Annotated in this window: 13 protein-coding genes; 8 read left to right on the forward strand and 5 right to left on the reverse strand. The window is 71.7% G+C overall.

The features are described 5' to 3' along the window. Positions 1-162: 162 nt before the first annotated feature. From C6361_RS07780 to C6361_RS07810, 7 genes are all read left to right on the forward strand, one after another. A complete protein-coding gene (locus C6361_RS07780) occupies positions 163-882 on the forward strand; it encodes a hypothetical protein (protein WP_234359390.1) in 720 nt (239 codons plus the stop codon). A 177-nt stretch (positions 883-1,059) separates the two neighbouring features. Beyond that, a complete protein-coding gene (locus C6361_RS07785; protein WP_107267284.1) occupies positions 1,060-2,325 on the forward strand; it encodes a hypothetical protein in 1,266 nt (421 codons plus the stop codon). 539 nt (positions 2,326-2,864) lie between these two features. After that, positions 2,865-3,959: a hypothetical protein gene (locus C6361_RS07790; protein WP_159079232.1), complete on the forward strand. Its 1,095-nt coding sequence runs from the start codon at positions 2,865-2,867 to the stop codon at positions 3,957-3,959. 8 nt (positions 3,960-3,967) lie between these two features. Beyond that, entirely contained in the window at positions 3,968-4,300 is a 333-nt protein-coding gene (locus C6361_RS07795) for a hypothetical protein (protein ID WP_107267286.1), read from the forward strand. Continuing rightward, the gene (locus C6361_RS07800) at positions 4,297-4,569 is read left to right on the forward strand and encodes a hypothetical protein (RefSeq protein ID WP_107267287.1); all 273 of its coding nucleotides are present in this window, start codon (positions 4,297-4,299) and stop codon (positions 4,567-4,569) included. Before C6361_RS07795 ends, C6361_RS07800 begins: the two co-directional genes overlap by 4 nt. Positions 4,570-4,856: 287 nt before the next feature. Further along, positions 4,857-5,606 (forward strand): flavoprotein, encoded by a 750-nt coding sequence (locus C6361_RS07805; protein WP_234359391.1) that lies wholly within the window; start codon positions 4,857-4,859, stop codon positions 5,604-5,606. A 120-nt stretch (positions 5,607-5,726) separates the two neighbouring features. After that, positions 5,727-9,107, forward strand: a complete 3,381-nt coding sequence (locus C6361_RS07810; protein WP_107267288.1) for an NACHT domain-containing NTPase — start codon at positions 5,727-5,729, stop codon at positions 9,105-9,107. Positions 9,108-9,129: 22 nt separating this feature from the next. Here C6361_RS07810 and C6361_RS07815 read toward each other — a convergent pair whose 3' ends face one another. The 5 genes from C6361_RS07815 to C6361_RS07835 all read right to left on the reverse strand — a co-directional run bounded on the left by C6361_RS07815 (position 9,130) and on the right by C6361_RS07835 (position 13,132). Further along, positions 9,130-10,020, reverse strand: coding sequence for an ABC transporter ATP-binding protein (locus C6361_RS07815; protein ID WP_107267289.1), 891 nt, complete (start codon positions 10,018-10,020; stop codon positions 9,130-9,132). Positions 10,021-10,050: 30 nt separating this feature from the next. Continuing rightward, a complete protein-coding gene (locus tag C6361_RS07820) occupies positions 10,051-10,851 on the reverse strand; it encodes a hypothetical protein (protein ID WP_107267290.1) in 801 nt (266 codons plus the stop codon). Beyond that, the gene (locus C6361_RS36895) at positions 10,848-11,573 is read right to left on the reverse strand and encodes a hypothetical protein (RefSeq protein WP_159079233.1); all 726 of its coding nucleotides are present in this window, start codon (positions 11,571-11,573) and stop codon (positions 10,848-10,850) included. Before C6361_RS36895 ends, C6361_RS07820 begins: the two co-directional genes overlap by 4 nt. Before the next feature lie 75 nt (positions 11,574-11,648). Beyond that, positions 11,649-12,557 carry a zf-HC2 domain-containing protein gene (locus C6361_RS07830; RefSeq protein ID WP_107267292.1) on the reverse strand — a complete coding sequence of 303 codons (909 nt, stop codon included), beginning with the start codon at positions 12,555-12,557 and terminating at the stop codon, positions 11,649-11,651. Further along, on the reverse strand, positions 12,554-13,132 hold the full coding sequence (locus C6361_RS07835) for an RNA polymerase sigma factor (protein ID WP_107267293.1): 579 nt from the start codon (positions 13,130-13,132) through the stop codon (positions 12,554-12,556). The genes C6361_RS07830 and C6361_RS07835 overlap by 4 nt, the downstream gene beginning before the upstream one ends. A 253-nt stretch (positions 13,133-13,385) precedes the next feature. Here C6361_RS07835 and C6361_RS07840 point away from each other — a divergent pair, with 253 nt between their 5' ends. Next, a complete protein-coding gene (locus C6361_RS07840) occupies positions 13,386-14,687 on the forward strand; it encodes an asparaginase (RefSeq protein WP_199853288.1) in 1,302 nt (433 codons plus the stop codon). Positions 14,688-14,744: the final 57 nt, after the last annotated feature.

The following is a 14,744-nucleotide window of genomic DNA, read 5'->3' on the forward strand; positions in this document are numbered from 1 at the left end:
ACAGCGCCCCGACGACGACACAGCCCGGTGACCGCCCCCATCGGACCGTCTCGTCGCCGGTGCCCGGTCGCTGCCTCCAGGACGCCGGGGAGTGTCGAGGCAGATCTGCCACACCGTCCCGCCTCCGCCACCTCCGGCCCGGACAACGGAAGGACGAACGAGATGGCAACCGAACAGAGGCGACCACCGACGCGGTCGAGACGTCGTGGCTGGCGCATCGGCCTGGCGATCGGCGTGGTGGTGGCGACCGTCCTCGCCGCGGCCACCGTCGCACCGCCGGCCGCGTCCGCCGCCCCGCCGAACGGGACCGTACGCGTCTTCTGGCTCAAGCCCGCCGACGTGGCGTACGACCAGCGCTATCCGGACGGCATCGCCAACGTGATGCGCGAGGCGCAACGGTACTACCGGCAGGAGCTGGGCCGGACGTTCCGGCTCAACGACCCGGTGGTCGAGGTCGTCACCGGCGACCAGCTGCGCACCTGGTACGAGAACACCCCGGCCTGCGGCGCGAAATACTGGTGGACCGTCTGCAACATGCAGGCCGAACTCAGGCGCAAGTTCGGGCTCGGCGCACCCGACAGCCGCTGGATCAACGTCGGCGAGATCAGCGCCGAGGGTGAGGGCGCCGGAGGCGGCGGCGGCAACGGCTGGGTCATCCTCAGCGGCCACGACGCCGACGGGGCGGCGGGCATCAACGGCAACATGAACCGCTGGTACGGCGGCATGGTGCACGAACTCGGCCACGCCCTGGGCCTGCCGGACTCCACCTACACCGACGGCACACCGATGTCGGCGTCCTTCTACAACTACCCGAACACCCACTTCAGCCAGGCGCAGAAGGACAGAATCCTCAACGGACGGTACGGCTCCTTCCTCTCCTGAGAACGGCGATCGAGACGGTACGCGGGCGGTGCCGCCGCCCCGAGCGGCCGAAGCCCGACGCGCCGCTCATCGACGAGGTGAAGCCGATCCGCAGAGCCGACGCACGTCACGAGCCCGCCCCCGGTCCGATCCCGGAGGCGGGCCCGCTCGCCAGGTCGATTCGGCTTTAATGGTCCCGTGCCGACGCGCCGTACCCCGATCGTGGCGTACCTCGCCGCAGCCGCTGCCCTGGCCGCCACCGCTGCCCTCGTCGTCGCCGCGGCGCAGGCGCCCGGCTGGCTCGCCGCGCGCCGCGACGCCGCCCCGGCCGAGATCGTCCCTGGCCAGGTGCGGAACCCGTGGCTCTGGCAGGCGACCGTCGACCAACATCCGGTCGGCCCCGCCTCGGTGCTCTTCTTCACCGCGAACACCCGCTATTTCGAGTCCACCGGTGTCGTGGTCGGCCGGGACGGCGGCTACCGGCTGCTGCCGATCAACATCGGCGAGGAGCACGGACTCCTCTCACCGGACGGCCGCTGGTATCTGCGTCCCGGCACCGGCGGCCTGCTCGACCTGCGCAGCGGCGACGAACGGCGTACCCACCCGCCGGGGTTGCGCCCGCTGGCCTGGTCTCCGGACGGCAGGTCGGTCGTCGCCACCCGGAACAACGACGACCAGGTGATCACGTACGGGCCGGACAACCGGCAGCTCAACGATCCGGCGAAGCCGGACGACCTGCTCGTCGTCGACCCGTGGAGCGGGGTGCAGCGGGTACTGCCGGTCGGCGTTTTCGCCAGCCACAGTGCGGCGGCCTGGTCGCCCGACGGCTCGGCGCTGGCGGTGACCGGCCCGGCGGACCCGGCCGCGCAACTGGCCGAGCGGGAGCGGCTGATGGTGGTCGACCCGGTCAGTGGCGCGGTGCGCTGGCGGGTCGAGTTGGGCGAGCGGCAACGGCTCGCCGGCCGGGCCGCCTGGACACCGGACGGCGGGCGAATCGCCCTGCTGACCCACGACGGCTGCACGACCCGCTGCGCAGACATCGCCGAGACGCTGCGCCGCTCGTGGCGGATCGAGTTCCTCGACGCCGCCACCGGCCGCCCGGCAGGCGCCCCGGTCCCGGTCACCGGCTCGGCCACCGAACTCGTCTCCTGGCGCGGCACGGACCCGGTGGTGGAGCGGCAGTCGCCGGAGACGGACCACGAGAAGCGGCAGACGGCACTCGCGGCGGTCACCGCAGGCGGTGCGGAGCAGGTGCTGCTGACCGCCCCGGCCGGGGTCAGCGACCTGGAGGTACCCGGTGACCTGCTGGCCCGGGCCGCGTTCGGCGGTTCGGATCCGCGTCCGTCCCCGTTCGCCGCGCCGCCGTGGCTGATCGCCGCTTTCGCCGTGGCGCTGCTGCTCGCCGTCCTGTTGCTGCTGCGCTGGCGGCGCCGGAGCGCAGCCGCGGTGCACTCGATCGACTAGCGCGGTGTCCTGCCGATCTTGTAGTGGTTGGCCGTTGACGATGTGCTGGCAATACGTCAAGATCCCAACGTTTAGCGAGATCGCTGATCGTCGCGTACTCCTCGCCTGTCAGCCGCACCCGATGGTCGCCCCGAAGCGCCTCGACCAGACGCTGAAAGCACGGGCGATCCTCGGTCCAGTACACGGCCGAAACATGTCATGACCAGAACTGCCCAATCCATGATCGGCAGGACAGGCCTTAGGCCACCGACTACCACCCGACCGAAACAAAGATCACACCGAGGCGGGCGTTCCGGGTGGTACGCGAAGTCGTCGGCACGGACCGCGCGACCGACGAGCGTCGACCGGGAGGGACAGGCCACGGTCCGGCGGGTGCCGAGTCGGTAACGGCCGACGATCCCTGGGTCTGACCAGCGGGTAGGCGCGCAGTAGACCGGGCCTGACCGACCGCACTCGATCACATGCCGCGACCGGGCAGTGACCTAGGTGTATTTGCCGCTAGGGTGGGCGCTCGTCGGTTCAACTCGAACGAGGACGCCGTGAGCGAGTTCTACGTCGATGTGACAGGCCTGAACGGTCTGTACAACCTGCTGCACCGGGCATCGGGGGATGCCGGCGACACCCTGCGGTATACCCAGACGCACTGCGACCTTTCGTTTCCTGATAGGGGTGTGCTGCTCGACCTGATGGGGCCGCACGAGATCGCCTACGACCAGATGACCGGCGCGCTGCAACGGCTCGGCGAGTTGTCGCAGGGAGCAGCCACCCAGGTCAATCGCGCCCAGCGGTCATACACGAGCACCGACGAGGCCGCGGCCGGCCGACTGGACCGTACCTACCCCGGGGCGAAGAACGCCGCCGAGGTCTTCGGCCTCCTCAGCCAGGGCCGGCCTGATCTGCTGCCAACTCGGTCCGCCTTCGCCACCGTCGCGGAGCCTGCGGACCATCTGGTACCGCCGGAATACGCCTCCCCCATCGAGATGTTCAAAATCAACCCGCTGTCGGATCTGATCAGTCCGGCGGCATGGCTCCGCCAGGTCAGCGTCTGGTTGTTCGACCACGACCCGTTCGAAGGCTGGGGCCAGTTCTTCAGCGGTGACTGGGACGCGTACGTGCACTGCGGCGCCGCCTGGAGCAAGATCGGCAATGCCGCCTTCGCCATCGGCCGCAACCTGAGCGCCGGAGCCGCCGACGTCTCCACGGTGTGGCGCGGCAACGCAGCCGAAGCCGAGCAGGAGTTCCAACTCGCGCTGGCCCGCGCCGCGATGGCGCTGGAGCCCGTCTGCAACCAGTACGCCGATCTCTACCGGCAGGCGGCCGAGGCGGCCAAGAACCTGTTCTCGGCCGTCACCGGCCTCATCTCGAAGCTCCTCGACACGCTCATCATCATCAACGCTGCCGCCATAGTGGGCACCGCAGCCATCGAGACCGGCATCGGTCCGGTCATCGGCTACAGCGTGGCCGCCTACTACGCCTGGCAGGCGTACGACCTGTACAAGGAAATCTCCACCCTCTACGGCAACGCCGAGGCCATCATCAAGGCAGTGGCGGGCAGCATCAGCGCGGTCAAGGCCCAGCTCGATGTCGCCGGGATCCCGTCACTCGCGCCGTACCATCATCCGGCCGTCAGCTAGGGAGCACCATGACCGAGCCGTACCGTGATGAGGTCGGCCAGCAGCCGCTGGCGCGCGCCGTCCTCGCGAAGCTCGCCGCGACGAGGAACGCCGATGACGCCGTCGGCTCCTTCGCCCGTGCCGTGCTCAACGGCGACGCGAGTCTGCGTACCGCAGCCGCCCACTCCTGGCACGGCCAGGCGCTCGGCCCGGCATTCGATCAAGCACTCAAGACGCTCCGCGAGCTGCCCGCAGACGAGCGTGATGCCATCGAACGCCAGGCCCAACGGATACGCGACCACGGAGACGCGGATATCGTCAACGAAGCGATCTCAGGCAACGGCACCGAAGAGGATCAGTGAGCACTTGGAACCGGTGGCGGCTCGCCATCCCCCTGATCGGTTTCTCTGCGCTCTTCTTTGCTGCCTCGCTGACCGGCACGGTCGTCTGGTGGTCACTCAGCACTCCGGGTGATCGCGCCGTCCGGATCGCGACTTCCGTGCTGAGCGCGGTAAGCCTCGCCGCCAGCGTCTCCATCGGTGCGATGCGCGCCGAGGACGTACCCTGGGTGCGCATTGGCGTCGTCGCCGGCGGGCTCGCGCTCTGCTGCGGTCTCGCCGCCGTGTTCTGAGCAGACGAGGACGCCGGGTGACAACCCCAAGCTAACTGTCACGCCAGCGGACCCGGGTCGGGCGGAGGCCGGTGACCGCGTACTCCAGGGCAGCGTCGCGGACCGCGCCCGGGGTCACGCTGGCCAGCTCGGACCGCAGGCGACCCGATCGCCGCCGTGATCGAACTCGATTCGTTCCACCTCGGCCGGCCATGACGGCAACTCCAGCTCGTAGCCCAAACTGGGTTGAGGCCCGGTCGAGTTGAGCGACGTAGCCAGTACCTGCTGGATCTCGCCAGCGCGCATGCGTGGCGGGCGATGACGGCCAAGCCTGCGTAACGCTGCTGGAAGCCCAGAATCTCGCGCCGCAGGAGTTCCGTCACAACCCGGACGCCGGCAAACTGATCAACGAACTGCTCCGGCGCGGACGTACCGGCGCAGAGCAGCGCCTACGGGACCTGGCTACCCGGACAGCCGTTGCAGAGTGGGGAGATTCAGTGGTGGATGTGGCGGGCAAGCGCGTGCTCTACGTCATCGCCTGCGGTGGCCGGCCTGCCGGTGACCTCGCCCCTTTCATCGCACGTTGTCAAGAGTCGGGGTGGGACGTCTGCATGATCGCCACCCCATCGGCACTGAAGTTCATGAACACCAGCGCGCTGGCCGCACAGACCGGCCACCCCGTTCGTTCCGACTACAAGCAGCCGGACGAACCCGATGTCCTGCCGGCTGCCGACGCCATGGTCATCGCTCCAGCCACCTTCAACACCATAAACAAGCTGGCGTACGGCAGCAGCGACACGCTGGCTCTTGGGCTCCTCAACGAGGCGATCGGCCTCGGCCTCCCGATCATCGCCGTTCCCACGGCAAACACCGCTCTTGCGCGGCACCCCGCCTTCCTCGAAGCGGTGATCCGCCTGCGCTCGTGGGGCGTGACGATTCTTCTGGACCCCGACCTGTATCCCCTGCCCGCCCCCAACCAGGGACCGACAGCCGCCGACCTCTTCCCCTGGGAGGCCCTGCACTCGGCGGTCGCAGACCTGGCGGGTCAGCATGGCTGACCACCTCTGGCTCGGCTGACGCCGCCGTGACTTCTCGAATCACTTCGGGCTGCCTCGGCTGACGTGTTCGGGACAGCTCGGCGATACCCGTCCGGCTCTCGGTTCGACGATGATGGCCCGGTGGCTGACACGTACTCGTATACCGACGCCGTACGTCTGCTCGGCGGCGGGCGCAGCCGGGTTGTCACCGCCCTGGACAACCTGGCCGGGGGGCTGCTGCTCGGCGGGTCGCTGCTGGTGCCCGGACTACTCGCGCTCTTCGATGCCAAGGCGGAGTTCGCCCGGCTGAGCCGGGAACTGGTCGGCAAGGCCAGCGAGCAGTGGCACGGGCTGGGCAGGTACGACCGTACCGAGCGGCTGGCCGCCGCGCACTCGGTGCTCGTGGTCACCGCCTATTTCGAGGCACTGGCCGAACTCGACCTGCCGATCTCCTTCGCCGAACTGGAGTTGACCCGCGACGAGCAGTTGCTCCTCACCGGCCACAAGATCGAGAGCACCGTACGCTCGCCACTCAGGGCGTTGTTCTCCTCGCCGGTGCCTCGGCCGGCGCCGCACGAACCGTACGGGGAATTCCGCGGCGCACTCCGACTGATGTACGAGGTCGTCACGGTACGACTGGAGGGTTTCCTGCCCGGTCTCGCCGCCTGGGAGCGGCTGCCACCCTCGGATCGGACCGCCTTCCTGACAAGCGTGGAGCCGCTGCCCGAGCAGGCGATACGCCGGTACGACGAGTTGTTCGGGCGGCTCGCGGCCGACTTCCCCGAGGTGGCGTTCTGGGCGCAGCTCCGCGAGCACGAGGGAACTCGGGCCGAGGTGCGCGGGGTGCTGGCGGTGCTGCGCGACGCGCGGGCCGACGTACGGGAGTTGGGCATCTCACTCGCCGGGCTGGAACGGACGCTCGCGCGGATCGCGGCCGGCCGGACCGCCGCCGACCTGCCGGAGGCGCTGCGTCGGGCCTACGCCGACACTCTCGACGACTCCGTCGTCGAGTCCGGTGAGGTGCCGGACTGGCTCTCGGTGCCGACCCTCGGCCAGGCGTACGTGCCGCCGCTGTGTCGGGTCGCCGAGTTGGTCGGTGACGACGCCAGGCCCAGCGACGAGTGGTGGTGGACGCAGCAGCCGGTCCGGGACGACCTGCCGGAGTTCCTGTTGGGCTATCTCACCTCGCCGCGAGCCACCCGGACGCCGCTGCTGGTGCTGGGCCAGCCCGGCTCGGGCAAGTCCGTGCTGACCCGGACGCTCGCGGCACGGCTACCGGCCGCCGACTTCCTGGTGGTCCGGGTCGAGCTGCGGAACGTGTCGGCCCTCACCGACCTCCAGGACCAGATCGAGCGCGCGGTCCGGGACGTCACCGGTGAGCGGATGGACTGGCCGGCGCTGGCCGGCGCGGCCGGTGGCGCCCTGCCGGTGGTGCTGCTCGACGGTTTCGACGAGCTGTTGCAGGCGACCGGGATCAGCCAGACCGACTATCTGGACCGGGTGGCCCGGTTCCAGCGTCGGGAGGCGGTCCAGGGCCGGCCGGTGGTCGTCGTGGTGACCAGCCGGACCAGCGTGGCGGACCGGGCGGTGCCGCCGGACGGTACGGTCGCGGTCCGGCTGGAGCCGTTCGACGCCGAGCGGGTGTCGGCCTGGCTGGAGGTGTGGAACGCCGTGAACGCCGAGAACTTCGCCCGGCGCGACGTGGCACCGCTGGCCCCCGACACCGTGCTCGCGCACGGGAGGCTGGCCGAGCAACCCCTGCTGCTGCTCATGCTCGCGCTCTACGACGCGGACGGCAACGCGCTGCGCGCTGCGGGCCAGCTCCGCCGCGACGAGTTGTACGAGCGGCTGCTGGACCGGTTCGCCCGCCGCGAGGTGACCAAGCACCGGGCGGGACTGGACCGGTCGGAGTTGGACGCGGCGGTCGCCGCCGAGCTGTACCGGTTGTCGGTGGTCGCGTTCGCACTCTTCAACCGGGGTGCGCAGTGGGTCACCAAGAAGGAGTTGGACGACGACCTCGGCGCGCTGCTCGGCCCGACTCCGTCCAGCCCACCCGCCGAGCACCGTCGCACGCCGCTGCGCCCGGCCGAGATCGTGCTCGGCCGGTTCTTCTTCGTGCACCGCTCCCGGGTGGCCGACAACGCGGCGGCCGGCGACGACGAGCTGGAGACGTACGAGTTTCTGCACGCGACCTTCGGCGAATATCTGGTCGCGCGCCTCGTCTGGCACGTCCTGGCCGGCATGGTGGCAGCGCGGCAGGCGGCGGCCGTCGCACCCTTCGGGATGCCGTTCGGCGACCCGCAGCCGGTGGACGACGGCCGGCTGCACGCGCTCACCTCGTGGGCCGCGCTCTGCGGCCGGGCGCCGGTGGTGGAGTTCCTGACCGGGATGATGTCCACGTTGGATCAGGAGCGCCGGGACTGCCTGGTCGAGCTGCTGATCGGGCTGTTCCGGGCGGCGAACTGGGCGCGCGCCGAGCACCGGTACGACCGTTACCAGCCCCGCCCGGTGCCGGTGCCGGCCCGGCACGCGGCGTACTCGGTCAACCTGTTGCTGCTCGCCGTCTGCGCCGCCGGTACCCTCCCCGGCAGCACCCTCTACGGCGCCGGCACCAACGTCGTGCCCTCCTGGCACCGGCACGTGTTGCTGTGGCGCTCACAACTGCTCTCGGCCGACTGGACCAGTTTCGTCCGGACCGTCGCGCTCGACCGGGTCGGCATGGGCGAGCACCGGGACGTCCAGCTCCGGCTGGCCGGTCCGGAAGACGAGACGCCGCCGCCGATCGACCTGGGCTGGACGATGGGCCAGGTCTGGCCGGACCAGCAGCCGGAGCACGTTCCCCGGGTTGTCACCTTCCGGTGGGGGGCCCGGGAGGTCAACCTGCTCTGCGGGGTCGGCGAGGACATGACCCAACACGCGCTGGACCCGCTGATCGCGCGCCAACCCGACGCCGTCAAGGTGGCGCGGGTCGGGCCCGCGGCGCAGTTGCGGTCCGAGGCGCACGAGCTGGTCGCGCTCCTGCTGACCCCGCTCTCCGAAACCACCCCGACCGAGCGGCTCTCCGTCTATCGGCGGTGGCTCCGGCTGTGCGAGTTCCGACCCTTCGAAACGCTGCCGCTGACGCTGCTGCTGGAGCGGCTCGCCGCCGACACCGACCTGCCGGCGCCGGTCGCGGCCGGAATCCTCTCCAGCGCCACCGGGCAGGCGCGCCAGGGGTACTTCCAGGCGCGTCCGCTGCCACCCGAGCCGTACCTGCGCTGTGTCCGGGTGTGGCTGGGTCGGGACGAGGACGCCGACCGGGAGCTGGCCCGGCTGCTACGGCACCTGCTGCCGGACCTGCTGGTCGCGTCGGATCGTCCAGGGCCGGGGACAACGACGGCGAAGCATCTGATTGCCGTCCTCGACGAGCTGGAACGACTCGACCTGCTCGACGAGGCCGGCGTGGACCCGACCCTGCCACCGATTCTGCGGGCCACCGCCACGATGGCCGGCGACCCGGCCGAGCCCGCCCCGCCCGGCTGACCGGGCTGCGGTCGACCGAGGCTCAACCGGCAGTGGTCGAGGCCGTCGACGTCGTGGCCCGCTGCATCAGCGCGACGTAACCGTCCTCAAGGGAGGGTGCCACCGGCTTCGCGTCCGGACTCGGCCGGGTCGGGCTGACCACCCGGTAGTGCGTACCGTCGGTCCGGCCGATCGCCGACACCACCACCCCGACCGTCGGCGCCGGACCGGAACTGGTCACCTCCCAGGTGGCACCCTCACCGACCCGGACCAGGTCGGTGACCATCCCGGTGTAGACCACCCGACCGGACGCCATCACCGCCGCGTGCTGACAGGTCTGCGCCACGTCCTCGACGATGTGCGTACTCAGCAGCACCGTACGATGCCCGGCCAGCCTGGCCAGCAGGGTCCGGAAGCGTACCCGCTCCTCGGGGTCCAGCCCGGCGGTCGGCTCGTCCACCACGATCAGGGCGGGGTCGCCGAGCAACGCCTGCGCGATGCCGACCCGCCGTCGCATGCCGCCGGAGAAGCCCTTCATCCGCCGGCCGGCGACGTCGGTCAACGCCACCAGCTCCAGCAGCTCGTCGACCTGCCGGCGCCGTGCCCGGGTGTCGTCGAGTCCCTTGAGCAGCCCGACGTAGTCCAGGAACTCCCGAGGTGACAGGTCGGGATAGAGGCCGAGGTCCTGCGGCAGGTAACCGAGCCGGCGCTGCACCGCCAGCCGGCCCGCGCCGGTGGTCAGGTCGTGGCCGCCGACCCGCACCTGCCCGCCGCTCGGTGGCAGTACCCCGGCGAGGATCCGCATCAGCGTGGTCTTGCCGGCGCCGTTCGCGCCGAGCAGGCCGTACATGCCGCCGGGGATGTCGAGGTCGACCGAGTGCAGCGCGGTGACCCGGCCGAACCGGCGGGTCAGACCGGTGGTCTGGATGTCCATGCGAGGTGAGCCTTTCGACAGGCGGACGCGTCAGGCGGCGTGCCGGCGACGGGACAGGAGGGTGTGCGTGACCAGCAGGGGCACGACGCCGAGCAGGACGAGCAGGGCGACGCTGAGCAGCGCGCTGCCGGCACCCGGCTCGGGGCGCAGGAAGAAGAGCCAGCCGGGTGCGCCGGCGAAGAAGGCCAGCTCGCCGGAGAGCCAGCTCGCCTGGTAGTCGCCGATCGGGGTGATCAGCGTGCCGGTCAGCGAGGGCAGGAAGTCCGGGGCGAGCATGTTGCCCCAGAACCAGTAGCCGACGAAGAGCACCCGGAACAGTGGCGCGGAGATCGCCAGCGGGCAGGTGAGGGCGAACCCGGCGACGAAGGCGAGTCCGGGCAACATGATCACGGCGAACGCGAGTACCGCCCAGCCGAGCATCAGCGGGTCGCCCCGGTGCAGTGTTTCGTAGCCACCGGCGACCAGCATCGCCAGCAGCGCCGGCAACGCGGTCGCGGCGAGCCCGCCGAGATACTTCCCGGCCAGCAGCAGACCCGGCCGGACCGGCAGGCTCTCCAGCAGCGCGGCGGTGCCGAGCCGGCGGTCCCGGACCAGCCGGTCCGCCAGCACCATCCCGAAGCCGAGCGGCACGACGATGCCGAAGAGCAGCGCCCAGCCGGCCATCACCTCCGGCGCGGTGGCGTCCGCCGGCAGGTAGCGGGGCCCGCGCGGCCCCTGGAAGAGCGCGATCACCGCCGCCAGGAGCAGCGTCGTCAGCCACAGCGACCGCTTGCGGGCCTGCATCCGGAACTCGTACCGGCCGACCGCGAGCAGTTCCGACATCCCGTTCACTCCTCCTCCTCGGACAACAGCAGATGGGGCCGGCGCAGCAGCAGCTCGACGGCACCGGCGAGCAGCAGCCCGGTGAGCGTCAGCGTCAGCCGGTTCGTCAGCCAGCCCTCCCCGGTCCCCACCCGGCTGGTGGTGAAGAGGTAGAGCGGGCGGGTCCAGTCGTGACCGACCAGCAGGCTCGCCAGGACCTGCTCGCAGAGCCACAGCCCGGCGACCGCACTGGTGGCCAGTACGACGCTGCGGCCGAGTACGGCGAGCAGCACCGCCAGCGCGCCGAGCCAGAGCGTCGGCGGCGCCCAGACCAGTACCGAGGCGAGCGGGTTCGGCCCGGTCCACCAACCGGTGATTCCGACCCCGGCGGAGTAGACCAGCGCGGAGAGCACGGTGGCCAGTGCCAGTACCCCGAGCCGGCGGCCGAGCGTGCGGGCGTACCGGGTGGGGAGCGCGAGTTGCAGTTCGCGGCAGCCGTCCCGGGCCACCAGGGTCACCGCGCTCATCGCCACGGCCAGCGGCAGCACGGCCTCCAGGCCGGTGAGCAGCAGGTCGCCGATCTGCCGTCGCCCGGCCCCGCCGTTGCCGGCGAACAGGGCCATGGTCACCGCGACCAGCAGTGCCGCCGGTGGGGTGGCGACGGCCGCCCAGCCGGCGCGCCTCGCCTCGTACCGCCACAGTTGGCGGGACTCGGCCCGCCGCAGTGGAACGTGCCAGGAATGTTGGGCCATCACGCAACTGGGTGGGCCGGCGGGCCGCCCGGGTTCACGGTGCGGCCGGTGACCCGGACCACATTCCGGGGCCGGTCACCCCGGGTGGGCGCGGCGTCCGACCGCCGGCAGGTGCGGCAGCAGTACGACGGTGCCGGCGATCAGCAGCGCCGCCACCAGCAGCTGCGGTCCGCTGGTCCGCCAGAGCGGTTCGACCAGCCGGTCCACCGTCCCGTCCAGGGCGCTGGAGCCGGCGAGCAGCCGGAGCACCCAGAGACCCATGGCGACCCCGATCCCGACCGCCGGTCGCCAGAGCACCGACAGCGCGAAGCTGACCGCCGAGAGCAGCGCCATCGGCCCGAGCCAGGCGGCGAAGAGGGCCAGTGGTGCCCCGGCGTCGACCCAGACCAGGCCGAGGGAGGCGAGCGAGGAGGCGCCGAAGATCGCCCCGAGCACCAGGGTGAGCCGGGCCAGCAGCACCGCGCGTACCCCGGTCAGGCTCGCCGCGACCAGTTCGCCGGCCGGGTCGGCGCCGCTGCCGCAGGCGCCGGCCACGCCGAGGGCCGCGACCAGGGGTACCACGATGGCCAGGACCTGTTCGGAGATCCCCGGCGGTGCCCAGCCGGCGATGCCGGTGCCGACCGCCAGCACCACGGCGGCGACCAGCCAGATCCGCCGGTCGACCAGGCGGCGCTGCGCGGCCAGGATCCGCGCCGCGCGGCGGGCGGCGGCGCCGCCGAGCGGTGCCGCATACCGGGGTACCGCCGACGCGTCGACCGCCGGCCGGGCCGACGCGATCCGGGACAGCAGCGTGTCGCGCAGTCTGGCCGGCGGTGCCGCAACCGCCGCGACACGGTCGCCGACGGCGTCGGCCACCCGTCGCCAGGCCGCCAGCTCGGCGGCGCAGCCGGGGCATTGCGCGACGTGCCGGGCCACCTGGTCGGCCCGGTCGGCTGCGAGCGTGCCGGCGGCGAAGGCCGCCAGCAGGTCACCCGGGTGGGTCATCGTGCCGCCTCCCGTCCGGAGAGCCCGACCGCCGCGGCGTCGTCGGGCAGCGCCCGGGCGAGCCCCGCCCGGGCGTGGAACAGCCGACTCTTCACGGTGCCGACCGGGATGCCGAGTACCTCGGCGATCTCGGCGTGCGCGAGCCCGGCGCCGAACGCGAGGTCCAGCACCTCCCGGTGCGCCGGAGCCAGCTCGGCCAGCGCGGCGGCCACCGCCCGGGCGTCGGCCCGGGCCAGGGCCACCGCCTCCGGCCCCGGCTCGCCGGCCGGCACCTCGGCGGCGGCCTCCATCGGCAGCGGCGCCGGCCGGTGTGCGGTCATCCGGCCGAGCGCCTGCCGTCGGCAAATGCCGAAGAGCCAGGTACGCACCGTGGACCGCCCCTCGAACGAGCCGGCGCCCCGCCAGGTGGCCAGGAAGGTGTCCTGGAGCGCCTCCTCGGCCCGCCCACGGTCGCCGCCGAGCAGCCCCTCGGCGTACGCCAGCAGCGGCTGGCCGTGCCGGGTGTACAGCTCCTCGAAGGCCCGCTGGTCACCGGCGGCCACCCGCTGCAACAGCGCGCGGTCGACGTCATCCATCCCGTCCTGGGTAGCCGGCCGACCCGCCCGGGTTCACGTCCCGGCGCGGAATGTGCCGCTCGTCACAGTGGGCTTTACCGAATCCGGCGCCGAAGGCGGTCGAACCGGCGGTTACCACCCCGGAAGATCGATCAACATCGGCGGTCGACCGGGTGCGTTCCGAAAGGCGGCAACGAGAAATGATCTTGTAACGCCGAGGAAAACCGGGGCTCGCACCATCGCCGTCACCCCCATCCCGCAACTGGAGGTCGCATTGTCCAGCCTTCCCGGTCGACTCCGGCCGACACCTCGGCGCCTGACCGCCGTACTGGTTCCGGTCCTCACCGCGGCACTCACCGCCACCGTCGTCTCGGTCGTCAACCGCGCCCCCGCACCGACGGCGGTGGCGCTCCCCCCGATCAGCGGCGCCGTCTCCGGGGTCACCGGACCGACCGAGATCAGCAGCGTCGCGTACGCCCAGGCGGTGGCCGGGGCGAGGGCGAAGAAGCCCAGGGTCACCGTGATCGGCACCGGCGGTACGATCTCCGGCGTCGCCACCTCGCGGAGCAGCTTCACCGACTACCAGTCCGGCCGGATCGCCATCGGTGACCTGGTCGCCCGGCTCCAGCCGGAGATCGGCCAGGTCGCCGACGTCTCGACGGTGCAGTTCGGCAACAAGGGCTCCGGCGGCTACACCATCGCCGAGTTCCACGCCCTCACCCTGGCCGTCGAGGCGGCCCTGAAGAAGTCGGACGCGGTGGTGGTGACCAGCGGCACCGACACCATGGAGGAGTTCGCGTACTGGCTGGACCTGACCGTGCAGAGCCGCAAGCCGGTGGTGCTCACCGGTGCCATGCGCCCGTGGGCGGCCGTCACCCCGGACGGGCCGCAGGTGATCGGCGCCGACGGACCCGCCAACCTCTACAACTCGATCGTGCTGGCGGCCAGCCAGTCCACCTACTGCTACGGCACGGTACTGCTGCTCGGCGACGAGTTCCACGCCGCCCGGGACGTCACCAAGACCAGCTCCTACCGGATGGACACCTTCCAGTCCCGCGAACTGGGCGTACTGGGCTGGGTCGACGGGCCGAACATCAAGGTCGGCCGGGCACCGGCCCGGGTCGAGGAGTGTGACACGAAGAAGCGCTGGCTGACCCCGTTCGACCTGTCGAGGATCGCGCCGACCTCGGTGCCCCGGGTCGAGGTGGTCTACGGCTACCAGCAGGCCGGCGGGGAGGCGATCACCGCCTTCGCGGACGCCGGGGTGAAGGGCATCGTCACCGCCGGTACCGGTGCCGGCGGCATCTCCTCGGCGCAGAGCAGCGCCCGGAGCGCGGCGGCGGCGAAGGGAGTCGTCTTCGTCAGCACCACCCGGACCGGCTCCGGCTCCGTCTACGGCGGCAGCACCACCGCGCCGATCATCGCCGGGGACGACCTGCTGCCGCAGAAGGCGCGACTGCTGCTGATGCTCAGCCTCGCCTTCGCCCCGGCCGACGTGGCCAAGGTGCGCAGCTGGGTCGGCACGCTCGGAAACCCGGAGTGGAACACCGCCCCCAAGGGCAGCCCGAAGGACTGACCGGCGCACCGGCGGTGCCGGGCGGACGAGCGGTGGTCACCGGAGTCCGCCCGGCAC

Origin of the sequence: Plantactinospora sp. BC1 (genome assembly GCF_003030345.1) — a bacterium.
Taxonomy (GTDB): Bacteria; Actinomycetota; Actinomycetes; order Mycobacteriales; family Micromonosporaceae; genus Plantactinospora.

Coding starts and splice junctions, on each gene's coding strand:
- C6361_RS07835 (WP_107267293.1), bottom strand. CDS start 13,132: ATGGATGACGTCGACCGCGCGCTGTTGCAGCGGGTGGCCGCCGGTGAC.
- C6361_RS07815 (WP_107267289.1), bottom strand. CDS start 10,020: ATGGACATCCAGACCACCGGTCTGACCCGCCGGTTCGGCCGGGTCACC.
- C6361_RS07780 (WP_234359390.1), top strand. CDS start 163: ATGGCAACCGAACAGAGGCGACCACCGACGCGGTCGAGACGTCGTGGC.
- C6361_RS36895 (WP_159079233.1), bottom strand. CDS start 11,573: ATGGCCCAACATTCCTGGCACGTTCCACTGCGGCGGGCCGAGTCCCGC.
- C6361_RS07830 (WP_107267292.1), bottom strand. CDS start 12,557: ATGACCCACCCGGGTGACCTGCTGGCGGCCTTCGCCGCCGGCACGCTC.
- C6361_RS07795 (WP_107267286.1), top strand. CDS start 3,968: ATGACCGAGCCGTACCGTGATGAGGTCGGCCAGCAGCCGCTGGCGCGC.